Source organism: Vreelandella mediterranea (assembly GCF_970647075.1).
Genome location: NZ_OZ310198.1, coordinates 2,974,865 through 2,991,768, shown reverse-complemented (window position 1 = coordinate 2,991,768; position 16,904 = coordinate 2,974,865). Strand labels below are relative to the sequence as shown.

Below are 16,904 nucleotides of genomic sequence, written 5' to 3'. Positions count from 1 at the left end.
AGGTTGTGAAAATGACTTATAAAGCAAAGGGTTTACCTAGCGTTAAGGGCTTTAGTCTTGAGCCTGTTAAGTCTCTACCACCTCATGAACGCGTAGCTCATTTGGTTAACTCAGACCAATGCCCAGATTTGACATATCTTTCTATTCCATATGAAAGCATGGAGTTTCCCATAGGCGTTTTTAGCCGCGCTTATGAAGAGTTTCACTACCTTGATATGATTATGTGCAAAGCAGCTACGGCACATATGGCTAAAGAGTTTATGGGTAGGCCCAAGATTGATGAGTCGGCCAGAGGGCATAGTGTTCTCGAAGAGGCTGCAAGAATTCAAAAAGAACACGATGATTTGATACGGAAAGCCACTGGTAACGTTGGTTATGATCTCTACCAGGCCCACCATGGAGATCAGATTAGAGATTTGGCGATGGGCAGTGGCGTTTCTGCTTTTGAGGAGGCTGAACGACTAGACAACGCCCATAAAGCTACAGCCACTGAGAGATTGCAAGCTGAGCTTGAGCGAGCACAGGCAAGCTTTGATAACAGTCTAGGTTCGGGTTTGGCTGGAGGAGCTCTCAATAATTCGCTTTTCTCCCGCTCGTCGGTTGAAAGTGCCTTGGAAAGAATGGATAGGTTCGAGAATAACCCTTTTAAGAGCCTTGTTGATAAGGAAATTACCCTTAGAAAGCTTGAAGGCTTAGAGGATAAAAAGCACAGCTTCGAAAGTCCAGGTTTTGAGCCACCACCTTTGCCTAAGTTTGAAACTCCCAAATTTGATAAAACCGATGAGGTTAAAAACGAAGAAAGAGAAAGACATTTAGAGACTCTCAAGGCCGGAGAAAAGCTTTACGATTTACAGCAAGAAGCCAAAAAGGATCATAGCGAGCGTTTAGATAGGCTGTTAGAGGCTCAAGGAGAGCTCAAGGGTGTTCAGGAAAGAATGGAGTTAAATTCGTCTAAATCTGAAAGAAAAATGTTTTGGCTAGGTTGCGCAACGCTAGGCGCAGCTGTCGCGGCCATCTTGGTGCCTGTTATTTTAGACTTAAATATACCTTGGAAATCTTATTTTTCTCAGGCTGGCAACGGAGTTATTACGGTTGTTAGGTGGATTGGTGGGATGTTTTGATAAGCTCAAATGCCTAAGTTTATAGGGGAGCCTTTAAACTGCTATAAGCAACCCTTTCCCAAATAAAACCTTATTTCTTAAGCAAACATGGCTTGTGCTTGCTAGGCTGAAGATGTCGCTCAAAAGCACGCGGTTTACCGCCAGAAGATTGCGACATTGCCTCGAGCAAGGAAGGCGGAGCCAAACGGACCTGGCTTATCTGTAGGGATTTGGATACTAAAACCCCGGCTACTGGATGGCCGGGGTTATTTTTGTGAAAGAGCTAAGTCGACATGGGGCCAGCGTCTACTCACTGCGTTTCCATCCGAATACTGCACGTATAGCCACGGTCGTTGAGGTCGTGGCGCACCTCATCAATGACCCAGGGCGTGGCGTCGATCTGTTCCTTGAACCCCATGGTGGTCACCGGGGTTTCGGGGTAGATGTCGGCGCGGCCTTCGGCGAGATCCAGCGTTAGCTCGGCGTGTTTGCGTTGCAAGCGCGTGAGCTCGGCGGTGGCTTCTTCCAGCGCTTCGCCTTCACTGGCGTAGGTGTGGCGTAGGCGTTTGGCGTTGTCGCTGCTGCCCACCAGTACTTCCTTGCGTTCCGCTTCGTCGAGATCCGACCAGTAGGCGATGACGCCGGTGAATTCTTCCCTATCTGCAATCAAATACCGGTGGGTATCGCCGACGCCGCGCTTGAGCGTGAGCAGAGGGATCGGTGTGCCGCCAGCGGTGACGCCGCCGTTCATGGGCATGAACAGCAGATTGCCGTTTTTCGCCTGGCACAGCGCATCAAACCGTTCGGCCAGGCGGTAGAGGAAGTGCAAGTCTGATTCGTCGGTCTGGTCGATGTGCTCGATGAATATGCCCGCCAGCGGGGCGGCGATGTTTGGCGCAAGACCCAAGCGGCCGGCGGCGGTGGCGACGATCTCTTGCAGGGTTTTTTCATGGTAGCTTTCGCAGCGTTTTGCCGGGTTATCTTTGCGCAGGTCGGCGCTGCGGGCGCGGATGGTGAGCACGTCCGGTGCGCCGGAGTGTTCGACCTCGTCGACGGTAAACGAGCCGCGGTCCACCAGGGCTTCGCCTTCCCAGCCCAGCGCGACGGTCAGGATTTTGCCGCGCGGGGGGATCGCCAGGCGGCCGTCGTGGTCCTCAAGTGTCAGCGTGAGTTCGTCGGTCGTCGTGCCGCGCTTGTCGGTGATCGTCAGGCTTTGTAGACGGCCGGTGGCGGCCATGCCGCCGATGTTATACGCAGGGCGCCGGGCGGGAATCATTACACCAACCTCGGTACGGCGCGCATGGCCATGCCGGCCAGTGGGCCGAGCATGGCGAGCAGGTTGCCGTTATCGTCTTCTACCCGGTGCAGCACCATATCAAAGTCGATTTGCTGGGCGGCGCCGTCGCGCATAAGTGCCACTTTGCGTTCCTTCAGGCTTTCCAGCACGTAGTAGCCGTAGTTCTTGCCGGTGCCTTCGATCAGTGGCCAAGCGTTGCCTTCATTGGCCATGTCGCGCAGTTGATCCAAGTGCGGCTGGCCGCCGGTGAATTGCGGGTGCAGGGTGCCGGTGAGCGTGATGGTGTCTTCGCCGGGGCCGAGGAACTGCCGGGCAGGCAGAAGGCCGACGCGGCCCTGGGCTTCCTGCCGCCAGCGTGTCTGTCGTTCTAGTTCCTGGTAGGCGGCGGTGTCGAGGGAGAACACGAACATGCCGAAAATCATCATCATGGTGGGTTACCTCAATCAATGTCGTGGAAAGCGCTACGGCGTGATGCCTGGGCTCGGCGTTCGGCGTCGCGTAGGGCGCGCTGTACTTCGGCGTTGACCAGGCGCGCGAGGTCTTGCTCGTTCATGCCCGGGGCGGCGTTGATCTCAATATTGATGCCGCCGTTGATGACCAGCCCGGCGCTGGGCTCGCTGGGGTGGCTTTGCAGCGGTGGGCGGGCGTCGATTTGGATGCCGCGGGTGTCTATCTGCAGCGGGTCGAACTGGGGGAGCTCGGGCCACTCGAAGGCCAAGGCGTCGATGCTTGGCAGTTCGGGGCGCTGGATTTCAAGCGCGCCCAGCGTTGGCCGCTCGATGTGCAAGGCGTCGAGCGCTGGTGTTTTGGGCGCGGCTACCTCGCTGTAGAGCTGGGGTAGTTCGGGCCGTTGAATCTCTAGCGCGCCCAAGCGGGGCAGGTCCGGCCGTTCGATTTGCAGCGCGTCCAGCGTGGGCGTTTGGGGCGTGGCCACTTCGCTGTAGAGGCGGGGCATGTCCGGCACCGGGGGCGGCGCTACGTCCAGTGCAATCGCTGGGGATGCAATTCCGGCGCTGAGCATTAGCCCGGCGGCCGCATCACGCATGTTGCTGGCCAGGCTGCGCACTTGCTTAACGGGGCCGTCTGCATCGGCCTCGATGCCTTTAGCCATGCCTTGCGATACAAAGCCCCCAATGGCGGCAAATACGCGGCTGGGCGAGTGGATATCCAACCAGCCGCGTACCGTATCGGTTACGCCGCTGGCTAGATTGGCGGCGCTTTCCGTGGCGCGATTGGCGCCGTCACGGATGCCTTGCCCTAAACCTGCAGCGGTATCCTTCCCGAGCTGAATAGCACGGTTGGCACCATTGCTTAATGAGTCCAGCGCGCTGCCCATGGCATCTTGTACCCAGCCCGCGATATTGCCCGCCATGCCCATTACTTGATCCCGAAGTGCGCCGATCATGCTGCCGATGCCGTTGATCATTCCCTCAACGATATTGACGCCGAAGCCTTCAAACACGCGGCTGGGGGAATTGATGCCGAGCACGCCTTTAAACCAGTCCATCACGCTCGAAGCGATGCTGGTGATGCGGTCGCGTAGGGCCGATATCTTGCCGGTTAGCCCGCCGATCAGGCCGTCGATGATGAAGCCGCCCAAGGAGCGGAAGCCTTCGGGCACCTGGATGCCGAGGGTGTCTAGCGTGGAGATAAAGGCGCTGTGCAGCAGGCCGAGCGGTGACCAGTCTAGTAGCAAGCGCGTGACGCCGCCGATGCCGTCGCCGAAGGCGTCTTTAAGGCGCTGGATGATACCGCTAACGGCGTTTTTAACGCTGGACCACGCGCGGCTGATACCGCTGGCGTAGGCGCTAATGATTTGGCTACCCAGTTCGGAGAGCGTGCCGGGCAGCTCGATGCCCAGCAGGCCAAGAGCGGATGACATGCCGCTATAGAGCAAGCCAAACGGTGACCAGTCGGCCAGCAGCCGCGCGACGCCGCCGATGCCGTCGCCGAAGGCGTCTTTTACGCGCTGCCAAAGGCCCTGGAAAAACCCTTTGATGGGCTCCCAGTATTTGTAGATGACCAAGGCCGTGGCGGCGATGGCCATCACGCCCCAGCCAATCGGCCCCATGGCCACCAGCAAACCCTTGAGCGCTCCCGCGACCCACGGAATCGCGGTCTTGGCGAGCCAGCCGAGCGCTTTACCCAAGCCGCCGGCCTTGATGCCCAGCGTGGTCAGTGCGAAGCGGGTAAAGAGCAGCGGGCTCAAAATGCTGGCGAACGTCATGGTGACGGCGCCGCCGACGGTGGCCAGTGCGATCAGGCCGCCGACGACTTTGGCGATGGTTCCGGACAGTTCGGGGTTGGCTTTGATCCAGTCACCCACGCCGCGGGTGATCGCGGTGATGCTTTGGATTAGCTCGCGTAGGGGGCCGTCGTTCGTATCCGTGATTGAGATGCCGACTTCTTCCCATGCGCTGCGCAGGCTCTTGAGGTCGCCGCCGAGGTTGTCAGCTCTTACCCGAGCCATTTCGGCATTTTCGCCGGCGTTATTTCTTAGCTCTTCCAGTAGTGCGGTCAAGCCACCGCCGCCTTGCTGGTCGATGACTTCTGAGATACCCGTGCCCGCCGTCGTGCCAAAGATCTCTTTAAGCACCCCGGCGCGCTCAACGCTGCCCATCGCTCTGGTCGCTTGGTACACGTCGCCGAGGATTTCTTCGAGATCCCGCATGCCGCCTTCGGCGTTGGCGATCTCGAGCCCGAGCTCCTGCATCAACCCGGCGGCTTTTTCAGTCGGTGCTGCCAAGCGTTCGCCCATGGCGCGACCTGCGGTACCGGCTTGCGTGCCCTGGATACCGATATTGCCCATCAAGCCTGTAATAGCGGCCGCCTGCTCGAGGCTGATATCCAGCGTATTTAACCCGCCGAGGTACTTGAACGTTTCCCCCAGCATTTCGAGGTCCACGTTCGTGCGCCGGGCGGTGCCGGAGAGGATATCCGCCACCCGCGCGAACTCGCCTTCGCCTTCAAGATCGACCTTGAAACTACTGCCGATGTTGGAGGCAATATCCGCCGCACGGGCCAGCTCGGTGTTGTTGGCCAGCGCGAGGGCCAGCACGTCATCCATCGACGCTTTGATCGCGTTGCTACTCATGCCCGCGCGCATGAGAAACTCTTGCCCGGCGCCGACTTCGTTGGCACTGAACGCCGTGGAGGCGCCGAGATCGCGGGATTGCTGGCGTAGTGCGAGGTAGCGCTCGTCGTTCTCACTATATCCGCCGACCGAGCGAAGGGCGCTCATCTGTTCGCCCCATGCAACGCCCGGCGCGAGCACACGGCTGGCGGCGTAGCCCTGGGCAATGCCGGTGCCGAACATCCCCATGCCCACGCCTTGGGCGCGGGACACGCCCGCCATTCCTTTTTGGTAGCGGTCGCGGGCTTCGGTTAAGCGACGCTGACGTTGGGCGACTTCGGAGAGGTGGCGCTTTTGTTCCTGCAGCGAGGTATTGAGCCGGTCTTCTTTCGTGCGCAGCTCTCGCGAACTTCGGCCGAGGTTGTCGGTGCTGATACCGGCTTCATCGAGCCGGGTTTTTAGGCCTCGGATGCGTTCGGTTTGAGTCTTCTGGTTCTGCGTGAGCCGCTTTACTTCTTCCCCCGCATTGCGCGAGCGATTGCGGTATTGGGTAAGCGTGCGGCTGGATTCATCGACCGCTCGCTGATTTTCGCCTAGCCGTATCCGGGAGCGCTCGAGGGCGTCGGTGAGCTGTCGGCTTGGCCGGGTGGTGGCCAACATCTCGTTGGAAAGGCGCTTGTACTCCTGGCGGGAGGTCTTGAGCGCGGATTCGTTGACGCCGTGGGCTTCGCGCTGGCGGTCGAGTGCCTGGGTGTATTCGCGGGCGCGGCTTTGGGCATCACGCATCGCGCGGATGTTCTTCCGCTCGGCGATGCGGGCTTTTCGGTAGCTGGTGAGGTCGGATTGCTGACGCTGGAGCTCTTTGAGCTGGCCTTGGGTTTCGCGCATGGCCTGGGCGGTTTTGCCCGCGCCTTCGCGCATTTTCTTTAACGGGCCGGTGACACGGTCCACGGCGTTGAGCATCACTTGCAGTCGTAGATTACGTGCCATCGGTTTTCCTATTTATTGCCAGGCTTGCCCTTGGGCTTGCTGCCTTCGTGCCGCTTTCGGGCGCGTTCGCGCCATTCCATTAGCTCTTCAAGTTCCATGCCGTCCATGGCTTGGGGTTCCCAATGAAAGACCATCGCCAAGTCGGCCATCGCGTCTTCCACGTGCTCCGGCAGGCTTAGGCCTCGACGTCCTTGTACTTCTTCGGTGTTAAAAAACCGTTCAGCGCCGTGCCCAGTTGCACCAGGTCGACGATATCCATGGTTTTGAGCTCGGCTTCGGTGAGCGCCGGGGTGGTGATGCGCGGCATGACCTTGGTGAGGGCGGCGACGTCGAGGTTCATGATGTCGACGAGTGATACGCCGCGCATGCCGCCGGACATGGGCTTGCGCACGATGATCTCGGTCACGTCGTTTTTGCCACGCTTGAGCGGTGTTTCGAGCTCGACGGCTTCGGTGGGAACGCCCGGCGCGGCGGCTTGGGCTTGGGTCGCGTCGGTCTGGTTGTCGGTCTGTTGGGTCATTGTGGTGTCCTATTCAAGAAAAAGGGTGGGGCCGCGGCGGCGGCCGTGGGTGAGGGGCTAAACGCCCAAGGCGGCGCGGCGCTCTGCCAAGCGATCGACACCGCGTACTTTGAAGATGTAGCCAGGCACATCGCGCTCGATGACGTCTTCGCCGTCGACGATCAATTTGAAATACGAAAGGCTGGTGGTAACGCTGATCTGGTTGTTATCGCCTTTCGAGGCGTCGCCCATGCTGATGGTCTTGTGGCGGCCGCGCATGACGATTTCCACCGGGATGATGTCGCCGTCTTCGTCGGATTCGTAGGAGCCTGTCATGCGCAGCATCGCGGCGTCGTGGATGGGGCTGCCGTAGCTGTCGTAGATGTCGACGATCATGCCGCCGGCGGTCCACTCGAACTCCTGCAGCTCGTTGCCCTGGTCGACTTCGATGGGGCCTTCCATGCCGCCGCCTTCGTACTCGACCATTCTGCGCGCGAGCTCCGGAAGCGTGAGTTCGGGGATCTGGCCTTGCCAGTTGTTGCCGTCGCCGAACAGGTTGAAGTCTTTGAGAATGTGGGGGAGTGCCATGGGGTTCTACTCCTGTTAGGCGTTGATGCGGTCGGCAAAATCGACGAGGTACTGATCGGTGATGCGCTGCTGCAACATGAGGTTTTCGAGCGGCGGCACCGGGGTGTAGTCGTAGTCGATGTAGAGCTTGCCGCTTTTCAGCACTTCCTTGCTGTTCAGCTCCGGATCGAACCAGGCTTCGCCGCCGAGGATGTAGCCTTTGCGGGTGAGCTCACGGAATTTGGCGTTGATGCCTTCGATGATGTCGCGCACCAGGCTGGGGTGCATCGGCTTATCGACGGCCCAAAGGTGCGCCTCGGCGATGGTGTCCGCGAGTACTTGGGCGGTGCGGGTGTAGCTCTCGAACGCAAATAAAGGATCTTCGGAGCAGGTACGCGAGCCCCAGAAGCGAAAGCCGCTCTTGTTGATCAGCGTGGTGACGTCGGCTGCGTTGAGGTAACCGGCATCGGTGTCGGGGTCTTGCAGATCCCAAAACACATCGTGGCTAATACCGGTCACGCTGTTCACGGGCATATTCGAGAGCGTCTTGTGCCAACCGATGTCGTTATCGAGCTTGGCGCGGTGGCCAAGGGCTTTGGCGACGGCCGAGAGCGGGCGGCTTTCCTGTGCATTCACGTCGAAGTTCTGGAAGTCGGGCCAGATCACCATCGCTTCGCGCGCGCCAAAGTTTTCGCGGTACATCACCGCTTCTTCTTTCGTCTCGCAGTCGTGACCGGCGACGTAGGCGAAGGCGCGCAGCTGTTGGGCTATCGCGATCAGCGCACTGGCGACGTTTTCGTTGTCCAGTTCGGGTACGCCGAGAATGCGGGGTTTGACGCCGAACTGCTGCTCGGCGGCCAGTAGTGCCTGGATGCCGGTTTTACGGCCGTTGGTGACGGTGCCGATCAGATTGGCGGTGGTGGCGGCTTCGTCTTCGCCTTCGGCCACGCGGACGACGACGCAGACCGCGCGGGCTTCTTCGACGATGGCTCGCAGCGAGCGGGCGAGGGTGCCGCCGGTACCGGCGTCGCTGATCGCGCTGTAGATGTCGGTGACCAGCACCGGGGTATCGAGGGGGAATTTAGCGGCGACGGCATCGGGGGCGGTGGCCACCAGCCCGATCACGGCGGTCGATACCGTTCGGATCGGGCGGGTGCCTTCGTTGATTTCGACGACGCGGACGCCGTGGTGGTAATCCTGGGCCATGTGCTTGGCTCCTGCGCAGGTTCAAGCGGATAGGTAAAGCGCCATGGTGGGAGGGGTTCGCGCGGGAGGGTAGCGGCGGGCGTTGTGCGGGAGGTGGGGGACAGAGTTAGAATAAACACTTAAAATTAGGGGGTTAAAATGTCAGATAGATATGAAGTGCGCGAAGTACAAAAAGTAAGAAAAAAAAGTTGGTTTCTTAGAAAAATCACTGACGAATGGGTTTTTGGTGAGGTTTTAGTAATTGCTACTGCTGCAATTGGAATATATGCATTGAATTTTCACAATCATAAAATATCTAGCAATCCTGGGGACTGGGCACATTTCGCAACTTATCTTTCAGGCACGGTAGGTGTGGCCGCTGTAGTAGCTACGTTAATTGTTTTAGTTCGAACCTTTAGCGAGCAGCGTGCATTGATCAAAAGCCAAGATGAACAGCTATTGTTGTCTAAGCAACAACTTGATCTGGCATATTCTAAAAATTTGGTAGACCGAGCTTATCAAACTAGTTTAGATATACTGCCTTTCATGACTGAAAATCTATTGCATAAGAGTCAGTTTAAATTTCCACATTATTTGAGTTTTCATCAAGCGAAAGGAGGAAATTGCGCTAAATATATGCAAAATAAAACTTACTTTGTCGCATCTAGGACTCCCCAGTTGCTACTTTATGCTATTGAAAATGAAGAGTTGAGTTTTAAAGATATTTTGATTTTTGTTCCTTATTTTTTCAAAGAGGTTGTAAATATTTGTGATTTTGCCTTTGAAAGAATTTCAATTAGCCCTGAGATTTATTACATATTCGATAGTCAGCTGAGTAAGACAGTTAGCGAAGAATATGATTTATGGTTTTATGTGAAGTGCTACTATGCATTTAAGAAAGGAGTGGGTGATGATTCTTTTTGTTTAAAAGCCGAAAAGTTTTTTTATTTAGAAGAAAATGCTTTCAATCATTCAGAGCAGTTTTGGTTTAATCTAGGAAGAGCTATAGAGTTCATCATGAATAAGCCCGCTGAATAGCGGGCTTTAAGTTAAGTAGGAAAAAGTTAATCTCTTGGCGGTCGATATTTATCGAGCTTCTCAATCGCTTGCTGGGCGGTGACTTCAGCTTCTTCGATTGTTGATGCTCGGCTGACCGCCGCCTTACCGCCCAGGCGGGCGCTGCGGATAGCGCTAAGTGCCTGTTCCCATTGGTGGGCGGTGGCGACGATTTCTTTGGCGGCGGTTTCGGCATCGACCTCAAACATGGTGATGTGGTCCTGCACGCTCGAAGGAATCTTCTCTTCGTCTTTGCCGTTGGCTAGCCAGTCGGCGGCTTCTTGCTTGGCCAGCAGGTATTCTTGTTCGATGTAGCTGCCGGGGCTGACGAAAGCGGCGCGGGCGGTGCCGGCGGCGGCGTCTATTTCTTGCTCAAAATAGACCTTAGCAAAAGAAGTGACTTTTTCGACAGGAATTCCTATTTCAATAAACCCCTCAAAGCTATCTTTATAGTAAACCGTACCATTGTGCGAAATTTTCATTTGAAGAACCCTTCCGATTAAATAGCTTGCTTATAAGAAATAAGAAGAACGAATAATATCCGCGGTATTCTCATATCCTGCCGGGATTAATGTCACCCCTTCATCAAGACCCCCATCTGATACGCGCGCATACGTGGCTCCACCTCGGCGATTGAAGACCACACAGCCGGTTTTACCAGTTACGCGGGTGTCCGTTAGCTGAATATCATTCATACCATCGGCAGAAACGCAGATTCGTGGCATGGGCGCACCTTTGGGTAAGTTATCACCCAGATTTATGATCGTTAGATTCCGACTGCTGTAAGAGCCTGCATACCCCGTATAAAGCATGCTTTTTCGGGTCAAATTAAACATCACATCATATCTTGTTTCATTAGCATACAAAGCGCCTTCTTGCACAGATTGGTACGGATGTTTAATTTCTAAAGACCGAAGAACAATGGATGTACTGCTCAAGGTCATAAATGCAACACGAACACCGGGGCTCGAACTAAGTTCTGAAAACTTAATCACAGGCCGCGTTGTTTCACTCAAGCTGTCGGGATTAACTGGAGCGATTTCTATCAATTGACCATGAAACGACAAATTATCGTCGATTAAATATTCAAATCCTCCATACAAATATATGCGGTGTGAAACGCCGTTAAAGCCTTTTTTTAGCGCCGCCATAACCGTTTTCAAAGGATTCGATCGAGACCCATCATTTGCATCATCGCCTCTTGTCGGATGGACATACGTTTCCATATCCATGGTTGACCGAACAGTCTCGGGAACAACTTGCACGGCCTGATCGACTTTTTGATCAATCCCTTTCATCTTCCCAGCAATCTCGCTGGTCAGTTTATTAGCGGCGCTGACGAGCGCGGCGACCTGGCTTTCGAGGCTCATAGTGTCTCCTGGGTGCTGTTTTGAATGGCGGCGGCGCCTTGAGTAAAGGCGTCGGTGAGGGCGGTTAAAACATCGCCGAGTTGCTCTTCCTGCTTGGCCACCTGTGTTTTCGTGGCTTTCTTGGCCAGCTCTTCGGCGATGGTGGTGGCAAAATTTGGATTATTGCCGAGCGCTTCAGCGATCTCGGCGAGGGTGTCGAGCGTTTCCGGAGCGCTGCCGATCAGTACCTGGATACGCGCGTCGATCTGCTCGGTGGTGAGCACGTCGGTTTTGTTGGCTTTATTGCGCAACTTGCCGTCGATCACGCCGAGGGTGTGGGTCACTGCCTGGCGTAGCGCGATCAGGTTTTCATCAAAGCTCATTGTGTGGCGTCCTCCTGGGCGGCGATTAGGCCGCCGTGGTAGCTGATGGCATCGGTGATGGCGGTCATGGCCTGATTTACTTGGCGCCCGGCCTGCCGGGCCTCGGCCACTTGGGCGAGGATCTCCGGCGATAGCGCGCCGGGCGGACCTTGTACGCCTTGGGCAATGACCTGAAAGCGTGGCGTTGCGGGCAGGTGCACGGTAACGCTGCGCGCGGGCATGGTGACGGTGAGGCGCGTGGCGTTAGCCATGGATCACCCCCGCGTGTAGCTGGAAATGGCCGCGCAGCAAGCTGAACACGTCGCCGTTCGGGAACGTGACGCGCAGCTCGTACCGCGCGCCGGACCAAGCGGGCGAGATGGCACCGACCGTTTGCTCGGGGCGGATATGCACGTCGATGCCGCCGCGCTCGGGGTCGAGTGTGATGCCGTTGCCGGTTTCACTCGTCAGCAGCGGGGCGCCTTGAGTGGTGGCCACCACGAACACGGCTTCGCAGCCTGCGAGATCCACCGGCGTAGCGGCGGCGTCTTCGCTGGCCCAGGCGGCGCTAAAGCGGTACGTGGTACCGGCCACAAGACTGATCGTGGGGGCTTGGGTGCTCATGCGCGGTTCTCGAGCTCTTGCACGCGAAACAGCAGATCGATCTGGCGGGCCATGTTGTCGACGATGGCGGCCGAGTTGGCAACGTACTGTTCGCCCCAAGCGGCGAGTGACAGGTTCGCGCCGGTTCCTTCGACGGTGACGGATTCGGCGGGCAGCGCGTCCAGGCGCAGGTCGAAGGCGAGCAGCAAGGGCACCGCGTTGGAGATATAAGCCAATGGGTTGGCATCGGACCAGACCGCTAACAGCGTGCCGTCTTCAAGAAAGAACCCGACTTCGTGCACCCAAAATTCCGGCCCCTCGCCGTCGATGACGCCGGTGAGGTGAATCTGGTGGTCGCTGACCCGCTCGCCGTCGGCAATGCTGACGCGCCGGCGTTCGTTGACCAGCTTGAATTCGTTTTTGCCGGGGGTGCGGGCGTTGTCGCCGATGGCGATGTGGGTGATACGAGCGGCCAGGCCGTCGCTTTCGGCATTGAACACGGCGGCGAGGCCCGCCGTGGTGATAACGGGTACAAGAGCGGTCATGTGGTGCTCTCCATGATGTGATGGGTGATGGCCATGCCGCAACAGGCGCCGGCAGCGAACAGTGATGCCGCCGGTAGGCTGACTTGCGCCACCGAGTCGGGTAGGTGGGTATCAGGCGCGTTGGCCATGAGCCGCCGGGTCACGGCCAGGCCGCGATAGGCGCCGACCAGGGCAAGCCGGGCCGGTGACAGCGTGGCGTCCGTTGTGGGCTGTGCTGGGCGGCGGGTCAGCGCAGCGGCGTGATGGCTTGCCGTGACGGTTATACCGGCGGCCACTTCCAGCACTGGTTGAACGGGGTGCGTCTGCGCGCGGGAGAAGGCCGCGGGGTGCAGGTGGCTGGCGGTGGCCATGCCCGCCGCCAGTTCGAGCGGCGGCTGGGTGGGCCGGGCGTCGTTGCGGGCGAGGCTGGCGGCGCGCTGGGCGCTGGCTACCCCAACGGGGGTGGGGCCGAACTGGGCGGACAGCGAAAAATCGTAATGGCTGCGCAGGTTCTTGGCGCTTTGAATGGCGTGGTGAATTTGCGTGTAAAACGCGCTGCTGAGCTGATCCGCTATCGCGCGGTTGTCGTTCAGGTGCATACGCGCGCTGAACGTGCCGGGCCGAGTCGTGGGCTGCTGCTCGAACCACTCGGTGAGCGTGACAGTGATGCCCATGGCGGCCAGTGCCTTCTCGACGGCTAAGCGTGTGCCCTTGATCCGGTGCACAGCGAAACTCTCGGCGATAACGCGGCGCTTGGTGGCCTCGGGCCAGTCGGCTTCCCATACATCGACTGAAAACGCCCAGGCGAGGAACGGCAGTAGTTCCGCCGGGCAGGTGGCCGGATTCCAGAGCGTGCGCAGCGGTACCGGCAGGGCGAGCGGGTGCGAGGCGGCGGTGCGCGCCTCGAGCTGGCTGCGGTTGGGCGGTAACAGGTGCGTCATGGCAGCCGCTCCGTGGTCAGCGTAATGCCGGTACAGCGGGGCGCTTGGCTGGGCTTGCTACGCAGATCCTGCCAGCCGTGAAGCGTGATGTTTTCCACACCTTGAACGGTGAGCGCGGCGCTGATGCCGGAGCGGGTGACCCAAGTGCCGAGTTTGTAGCGGGCATCGGCATAGATGTTTAGCTCCCGGCGCGCCTCTTCGATCACCAGCTCTGCATCGGGGCCGGGGCGTAGTGTGAGCGTGGCGTTGACCTGGTAGTCGGTGCGCTCGGCAGATTGCAGGGTGAGCCGGTCAGTTAATGGGCGGTATGGCTCGAGATAGTCGCACACCGTGTCGAGCAGCTCGGGCGTGGCGATGCCATCGTTCTGGCGGGATAGCACGGTGAGCACGACGTCGACCGGGGCTGGGCTCTCTACCGCGACATCGCGCACGTCCGGGTGGGCGGCGGCGGCGTGGAATTGGTAGGCACCTACTGGACCGGCCACCGATAACCCTTCGAACGCCAGTTGAATACGCGCGCGAAAATCGCGGTCGTGCTCATACGTGGGCGGTATCGGCGGCACTTCTTTGGGGTCGCCGGGGTCGAGCATCAAGCGGACCACTTGGAAGTTCGCGCCGAGCTGGTCCAGATCCCCACCGGCTGCGTAAGCCAGCATGACGGCGCGGGCGGCGTCGTTGATGCGCTCGCGCAGTAGCAGTTCGCGGTAGGCGTTTTCCTGCAAGAGCTTTGTCAGCGGCTCGCTTTCAAGTGCGAGTGTGGCCGCGAGATCGTCGCGCTCATCAAGGGGCGTGAGTTCGATTAGCCGCGCTTTTCGCTCGCTGAGCAGCGCCTCGTAATCCAGCGGCTCGATGACGTCCGGCGGGGTGATCTGAGAGAGATCTATCGGCGTGCTCATGAGAACGGCACCTCTACATGAAGGCGCTGGCCATCATGGGTCTGGGCGTCGATCCCAAGTAGGGCGCGGCCGTGTTGAGCAGTGTCGACCTGGCGGTTCACGCGCAGCACGCGCACGCGGGGTTCCCAGCGGGTGATGGCCATGATGGTGGCCGAGTAGGCCTGCAGTAGCGTGACGTCGTTCAGCGGCTGGTCGATCAGCTCGGGCAGCAGCGAGCCGTATTCGCGGCGCATCACCCGGGCGCCGATGGGGGTGGTGAGAATGTCGCGGATGCTCTGCTGAATGTGGGCCAGGCCGGTGACTGCGTGGCCGTTGTCGGTGCGCATGCCGGTCATGGTCAGCCCCCTACAAACACGTTGGTCGAGCCGGTGGCCACCAGGGAGCCACACGCGACGGGGTCGCCGACGCGGCCCTTGGGGCGACCGTTAACGAAGACGGTTTTGGAGCCCGCGGCGAGTACCGATTCATGCGTGCAGTGCCGTGCCCAGCCGTCGGCGACGCGGTGGCTGGGGATGCCGTTCACGAATACATCGGGCGAGCCGGATACTGATGGGCGCGGTGAGCATGAGCCGTGGCCGGTGCACATATCGCCGAGGCGGGTAGCTGCGGGCATGGTGGTCTCCTAGAGCGGCGTGGGCGCCGCCATTTCCTGGCGCACGTTGTCGAGCTGATCCGCCTGCTTGAGCGCGTTGATCATCGCGGCGCGGCTGAGGCCGCCATCGCCCTTCGTGATCGGGCGGGTGTAGATCCCCAGCGATTCCTGGCTTGCCCGGCGCTCGAGATTGCCCAGGGTGTTGGCGAGGGCGTGCTGGCTGGTGGCCAGCGAATCGCCGTTACCGGCATAAAGCGCTTCGCGCATGAGCTTGAGTTCGTCGCGGATCTCTTCGCCGACGGTGATCATTCGGTCGAAGTGGCCGCTGTAGTCGATTGCGCTTTGAGTGGCATCCATGTGGGCCCCCTAGTTCTCGTAGATGTTGCGACCTTTGAGGTGCATATCGCCGCTGGCCGTGATCCGGATATCGCCGGTGGCGTTGATCGTAATATCGCCGGGTATGTCGACGGTCAGGTGGTGCTCTACGTGGTGGTAATCGATCACCGCGCCGTCAGGCATCACCGCGTGGAAGTGGTCGCCGTGGTCGCTGGGTGCGCGGTGGATGTTTCGAAACAGGCCGGTGAGCACGACGGCGGTGTTCATATCCCCAGCCGGGGCAATGACGATCACTTGTTCGTCGACTGTTGGCGGGCACCAGGTGCGGGTGGTGCCCGCGCGGCTTTCGATCCAGCGCAGCCAGTTGGTTTCGAGCTCGCCGATTTCGATCCGCACGCGCGGCGGTTTGGGCGGCTCGGCGGCGGGGTCTCCGTAATCGACCTCGGTAACGGTACCGATGCGGATCAGGTTGTTTATCAGGCGGCGTAATTCGGCGACGTTTTCCATGCCGCCCATGCTGCGCGGATCTCGCGTGGGTGGGTAGCGGCGGGCGTTGTGCCACGCGGCTATGACAATAGGTGGCTATGAGCCGGGCGGTGTGAGGTGGTTGAGGACGCTTTCGGCGATGCGGTTACGGTCGGCGGCGGTGATGCCGACGAGCTCCCGGCGGGCGTATTGGTGCACGGGGCCGCCTTTTTCGACGCGGTCACGCAGGCCGTAATGATGCACGCGCGCGATTCGGGCGACGCGCCCGGTAAACTGAACGGCGGCTTCGTCGGCGCTGGTTTTGATGCGCAGGTGCTTCGCGGTGCGCAGCTTGGTGAACATCGCCTTGCGGCGGACCTGGCCGCGCCGGCCGCGTAGCTGTGTGCGAGGCTCGAACGGGGTGCCGTCGGGGTTCGTTTGGGCTTTGATACGTTCGCGGTTAGCGATGCGCAGATCGCGGGCGACGTTGCGGGCGAGCACGCGGCGCTCTTTTGGCGTGAGCTTGTCGATCAGTGGCGTTAGCCAGGCATCCAGCTGCTGCAGGTCGTCGCTCATGCTGGGCTATCCCATTCGCTTTTGAGAACGTGTGCTGCGTCGGTTGGGCCTTTGACGTAGAGCTGCCAGCTTTTCGCGGGGCAGGCATCGACCGGGTACTCGGGCATGCGGTGCTCGGATTCGATGCGGCCGGTATCGCAATCCACTTTCGAGACGACGCGCTCGGTGAGGCGCACGGTCAGGGCGAGATCCCAACTGTGGTTATTCAGAATCTCGGCTTCGAGCTGGACGGCTTCGTCGGTATCGAGGTCTGGCTGGTAGGTGTTGAGCCATTGAAGGAGCGGGATCATCACGGTATCAAGACTGCCGCTGTAGTCGGTGATGAGGATCTGGGCGTCGACTGAATACTGGTGGCTGAGATTTTGGCCGCGGGCGAACTTGATCTTGCCGTCATTGATGAAGGTGTGGAGCTGTTCGGGGTTTCTAGCCAGCTCAGGTATAGCGTTGAGCAGGTGAGTGCGTAGGGATTGGAGTTTGATCATTGGAGTGCCTC

23 protein-coding genes are annotated in these 16,904 nt (G+C 59.0%); 2 read left to right on the top strand and 21 right to left on the bottom strand.

Annotated features, from left to right (window positions below; genetic code table 11):
• Positions 1-11: 11 nt before the first annotated feature.
• Positions 12-1,121 (top strand): hypothetical protein, encoded by a 1,110-nt coding sequence (locus tag ACWFVE_RS13715; protein ID WP_447529826.1) that lies wholly within the window; start codon positions 12-14, stop codon positions 1,119-1,121.
• Positions 1,122-1,410: 289 nt separating this feature from the next.
• On the opposite strand, the gene ACWFVE_RS13710 is transcribed toward ACWFVE_RS13715, so the two are convergent.
• The 7 genes from ACWFVE_RS13710 to ACWFVE_RS13680 are packed head-to-tail and all read right to left on the bottom strand — an operon-like array spanning position 1,411 to position 8,732.
• Entirely contained in the window at positions 1,411-2,376 is a 966-nt protein-coding gene (locus ACWFVE_RS13710; protein ID WP_447529825.1) for a contractile injection system protein, VgrG/Pvc8 family, read from the bottom strand.
• The gene (locus ACWFVE_RS13705; protein WP_447529824.1) at positions 2,376-2,825 is read right to left on the bottom strand and encodes a phage tail protein; all 450 of its coding nucleotides are present in this window, start codon (positions 2,823-2,825) and stop codon (positions 2,376-2,378) included. Before ACWFVE_RS13705 ends, ACWFVE_RS13710 begins: the two co-directional genes overlap by 1 nt.
• An 11-nt stretch (positions 2,826-2,836) precedes the next feature.
• The gene (locus ACWFVE_RS13700) at positions 2,837-6,460 is read right to left on the bottom strand and encodes a phage tail tape measure protein (protein ID WP_447529823.1); all 3,624 of its coding nucleotides are present in this window, start codon (positions 6,458-6,460) and stop codon (positions 2,837-2,839) included.
• An 8-nt stretch (positions 6,461-6,468) separates the two neighbouring features.
• Positions 6,469-6,609: a GpE family phage tail protein gene (locus ACWFVE_RS13695; RefSeq protein WP_447529822.1), complete on the bottom strand. Its 141-nt coding sequence runs from the start codon at positions 6,607-6,609 to the stop codon at positions 6,469-6,471.
• Positions 6,610-6,635: 26 nt separating this feature from the next.
• Positions 6,636-6,980, bottom strand: a complete 345-nt coding sequence (locus ACWFVE_RS13690) for a phage tail assembly protein (RefSeq protein ID WP_447529821.1) — start codon at positions 6,978-6,980, stop codon at positions 6,636-6,638.
• A gap of 57 nt (positions 6,981-7,037) precedes the next feature.
• Positions 7,038-7,547 carry a phage major tail tube protein gene (locus ACWFVE_RS13685; RefSeq protein ID WP_447529820.1) on the bottom strand — a complete coding sequence of 170 codons (510 nt, stop codon included), beginning with the start codon at positions 7,545-7,547 and terminating at the stop codon, positions 7,038-7,040.
• A 15-nt stretch (positions 7,548-7,562) separates the two neighbouring features.
• Entirely contained in the window at positions 7,563-8,732 is a 1,170-nt protein-coding gene (locus tag ACWFVE_RS13680; RefSeq protein WP_447529819.1) for a phage tail sheath protein, read from the bottom strand.
• Positions 8,733-8,870: 138 nt separating this feature from the next.
• On the opposite strand from ACWFVE_RS13680, the gene ACWFVE_RS13675 reads away from it, so the two are divergent.
• Entirely contained in the window at positions 8,871-9,749 is an 879-nt protein-coding gene (locus ACWFVE_RS13675) for a hypothetical protein (protein WP_447529818.1), read from the top strand.
• 26 nt (positions 9,750-9,775) lie between these two features.
• Here ACWFVE_RS13675 and ACWFVE_RS13670 read toward each other — a convergent pair whose 3' ends face one another.
• From ACWFVE_RS13670 to ACWFVE_RS13605, 14 genes are all read right to left on the bottom strand, one after another.
• On the bottom strand, positions 9,776-10,249 hold the full coding sequence (locus ACWFVE_RS13670; protein ID WP_447529817.1) for a hypothetical protein: 474 nt from the start codon (positions 10,247-10,249) through the stop codon (positions 9,776-9,778).
• Between the two features lie 30 nt (positions 10,250-10,279).
• Positions 10,280-11,137 (bottom strand): hypothetical protein, encoded by an 858-nt coding sequence (locus ACWFVE_RS13665; protein WP_447529816.1) that lies wholly within the window; start codon positions 11,135-11,137, stop codon positions 10,280-10,282.
• Positions 11,134-11,499, bottom strand: coding sequence for a hypothetical protein (locus ACWFVE_RS13660; protein WP_447529815.1), 366 nt, complete (start codon positions 11,497-11,499; stop codon positions 11,134-11,136). Before ACWFVE_RS13660 ends, ACWFVE_RS13665 begins: the two co-directional genes overlap by 4 nt.
• Positions 11,496-11,750, bottom strand: a complete 255-nt coding sequence (locus ACWFVE_RS13655; RefSeq protein ID WP_447529814.1) for a hypothetical protein — start codon at positions 11,748-11,750, stop codon at positions 11,496-11,498. The genes ACWFVE_RS13660 and ACWFVE_RS13655 overlap by 4 nt, the downstream gene beginning before the upstream one ends.
• On the bottom strand, positions 11,743-12,102 hold the full coding sequence (locus ACWFVE_RS13650; protein WP_447529813.1) for a hypothetical protein: 360 nt from the start codon (positions 12,100-12,102) through the stop codon (positions 11,743-11,745). Before ACWFVE_RS13650 ends, ACWFVE_RS13655 begins: the two co-directional genes overlap by 8 nt.
• Entirely contained in the window at positions 12,099-12,626 is a 528-nt protein-coding gene (locus ACWFVE_RS13645) for a phage tail-collar fiber domain-containing protein (protein ID WP_447529812.1), read from the bottom strand. Before ACWFVE_RS13645 ends, ACWFVE_RS13650 begins: the two co-directional genes overlap by 4 nt.
• Positions 12,623-13,546, bottom strand: a complete 924-nt coding sequence (locus ACWFVE_RS13640) for a phage tail protein I (RefSeq protein ID WP_447529811.1) — start codon at positions 13,544-13,546, stop codon at positions 12,623-12,625. The genes ACWFVE_RS13645 and ACWFVE_RS13640 overlap by 4 nt, the downstream gene beginning before the upstream one ends.
• Positions 13,543-14,442 (bottom strand): baseplate assembly protein, encoded by a 900-nt coding sequence (locus tag ACWFVE_RS13635; protein ID WP_447529810.1) that lies wholly within the window; start codon positions 14,440-14,442, stop codon positions 13,543-13,545. The genes ACWFVE_RS13640 and ACWFVE_RS13635 overlap by 4 nt, the downstream gene beginning before the upstream one ends.
• Entirely contained in the window at positions 14,439-14,777 is a 339-nt protein-coding gene (locus ACWFVE_RS13630; RefSeq protein WP_447529809.1) for a GPW/gp25 family protein, read from the bottom strand. Before ACWFVE_RS13630 ends, ACWFVE_RS13635 begins: the two co-directional genes overlap by 4 nt.
• A 2-nt stretch (positions 14,778-14,779) precedes the next feature.
• Complete coding sequence (locus ACWFVE_RS13625; RefSeq protein ID WP_447530544.1) at positions 14,780-15,028, bottom strand: PAAR domain-containing protein; 249 nt, start codon at positions 15,026-15,028, stop codon at positions 14,780-14,782.
• Between the two features lie 36 nt (positions 15,029-15,064).
• On the bottom strand, positions 15,065-15,391 hold the full coding sequence (locus ACWFVE_RS13620; protein WP_447529808.1) for a hypothetical protein: 327 nt from the start codon (positions 15,389-15,391) through the stop codon (positions 15,065-15,067).
• A 9-nt stretch (positions 15,392-15,400) separates the two neighbouring features.
• Positions 15,401-15,877, bottom strand: coding sequence for a phage baseplate assembly protein V (locus tag ACWFVE_RS13615; protein ID WP_447529807.1), 477 nt, complete (start codon positions 15,875-15,877; stop codon positions 15,401-15,403).
• A 75-nt stretch (positions 15,878-15,952) separates the two neighbouring features.
• Positions 15,953-16,411 carry a phage virion morphogenesis protein gene (locus ACWFVE_RS13610; protein WP_447529806.1) on the bottom strand — a complete coding sequence of 153 codons (459 nt, stop codon included), beginning with the start codon at positions 16,409-16,411 and terminating at the stop codon, positions 15,953-15,955.
• Complete coding sequence (locus tag ACWFVE_RS13605) at positions 16,408-16,893, bottom strand: phage tail protein (RefSeq protein ID WP_447529805.1); 486 nt, start codon at positions 16,891-16,893, stop codon at positions 16,408-16,410. Before ACWFVE_RS13605 ends, ACWFVE_RS13610 begins: the two co-directional genes overlap by 4 nt.
• Positions 16,894-16,904: the final 11 nt, after the last annotated feature.

Bases quoted from the DNA above. Each gene is read 5' to 3' on its own strand.
- ACWFVE_RS13715 (WP_447529826.1), top strand. From the start codon at position 12: ATGACTTATAAAGCAAAGGGTTTACCTAGCGTTAAGGGCTTTAGTCTT.
- ACWFVE_RS13710 (WP_447529825.1), bottom strand. From the start codon at position 2,376: ATGATTCCCGCCCGGCGCCCTGCGTATAACATCGGCGGCATGGCCGCC.
- ACWFVE_RS13705 (WP_447529824.1), bottom strand. From the start codon at position 2,825: ATGATGATGATTTTCGGCATGTTCGTGTTCTCCCTCGACACCGCCGCC.
- ACWFVE_RS13700 (WP_447529823.1), bottom strand. From the start codon at position 6,460: ATGGCACGTAATCTACGACTGCAAGTGATGCTCAACGCCGTGGACCGT.
- ACWFVE_RS13695 (WP_447529822.1), bottom strand. From the start codon at position 6,609: ATGGCCGACTTGGCGATGGTCTTTCATTGGGAACCCCAAGCCATGGAC.
- ACWFVE_RS13690 (WP_447529821.1), bottom strand. From the start codon at position 6,980: ATGACCCAACAGACCGACAACCAGACCGACGCGACCCAAGCCCAAGCC.
- ACWFVE_RS13685 (WP_447529820.1), bottom strand. From the start codon at position 7,547: ATGGCACTCCCCCACATTCTCAAAGACTTCAACCTGTTCGGCGACGGC.
- ACWFVE_RS13680 (WP_447529819.1), bottom strand. From the start codon at position 8,732: ATGGCCCAGGATTACCACCACGGCGTCCGCGTCGTCGAAATCAACGAA.
- ACWFVE_RS13675 (WP_447529818.1), top strand. From the start codon at position 8,871: ATGTCAGATAGATATGAAGTGCGCGAAGTACAAAAAGTAAGAAAAAAA.
- ACWFVE_RS13670 (WP_447529817.1), bottom strand. From the start codon at position 10,249: ATGAAAATTTCGCACAATGGTACGGTTTACTATAAAGATAGCTTTGAG.
- ACWFVE_RS13665 (WP_447529816.1), bottom strand. From the start codon at position 11,137: ATGAGCCTCGAAAGCCAGGTCGCCGCGCTCGTCAGCGCCGCTAATAAA.
- ACWFVE_RS13660 (WP_447529815.1), bottom strand. From the start codon at position 11,499: ATGAGCTTTGATGAAAACCTGATCGCGCTACGCCAGGCAGTGACCCAC.
- ACWFVE_RS13655 (WP_447529814.1), bottom strand. From the start codon at position 11,750: ATGGCTAACGCCACGCGCCTCACCGTCACCATGCCCGCGCGCAGCGTT.
- ACWFVE_RS13650 (WP_447529813.1), bottom strand. From the start codon at position 12,102: ATGAGCACCCAAGCCCCCACGATCAGTCTTGTGGCCGGTACCACGTAC.
- ACWFVE_RS13645 (WP_447529812.1), bottom strand. From the start codon at position 12,626: ATGACCGCTCTTGTACCCGTTATCACCACGGCGGGCCTCGCCGCCGTG.
- ACWFVE_RS13640 (WP_447529811.1), bottom strand. From the start codon at position 13,546: ATGACGCACCTGTTACCGCCCAACCGCAGCCAGCTCGAGGCGCGCACC.
- ACWFVE_RS13635 (WP_447529810.1), bottom strand. From the start codon at position 14,442: ATGAGCACGCCGATAGATCTCTCTCAGATCACCCCGCCGGACGTCATC.
- ACWFVE_RS13630 (WP_447529809.1), bottom strand. From the start codon at position 14,777: ATGACCGGCATGCGCACCGACAACGGCCACGCAGTCACCGGCCTGGCC.
- ACWFVE_RS13625 (WP_447530544.1), bottom strand. From the start codon at position 15,028: ATGTGCACCGGCCACGGCTCATGCTCACCGCGCCCATCAGTATCCGGC.
- ACWFVE_RS13620 (WP_447529808.1), bottom strand. From the start codon at position 15,391: ATGGATGCCACTCAAAGCGCAATCGACTACAGCGGCCACTTCGACCGA.
- ACWFVE_RS13615 (WP_447529807.1), bottom strand. From the start codon at position 15,877: ATGGAAAACGTCGCCGAATTACGCCGCCTGATAAACAACCTGATCCGC.
- ACWFVE_RS13610 (WP_447529806.1), bottom strand. From the start codon at position 16,411: ATGAGCGACGACCTGCAGCAGCTGGATGCCTGGCTAACGCCACTGATC.
- ACWFVE_RS13605 (WP_447529805.1), bottom strand. From the start codon at position 16,893: ATGATCAAACTCCAATCCCTACGCACTCACCTGCTCAACGCTATACCT.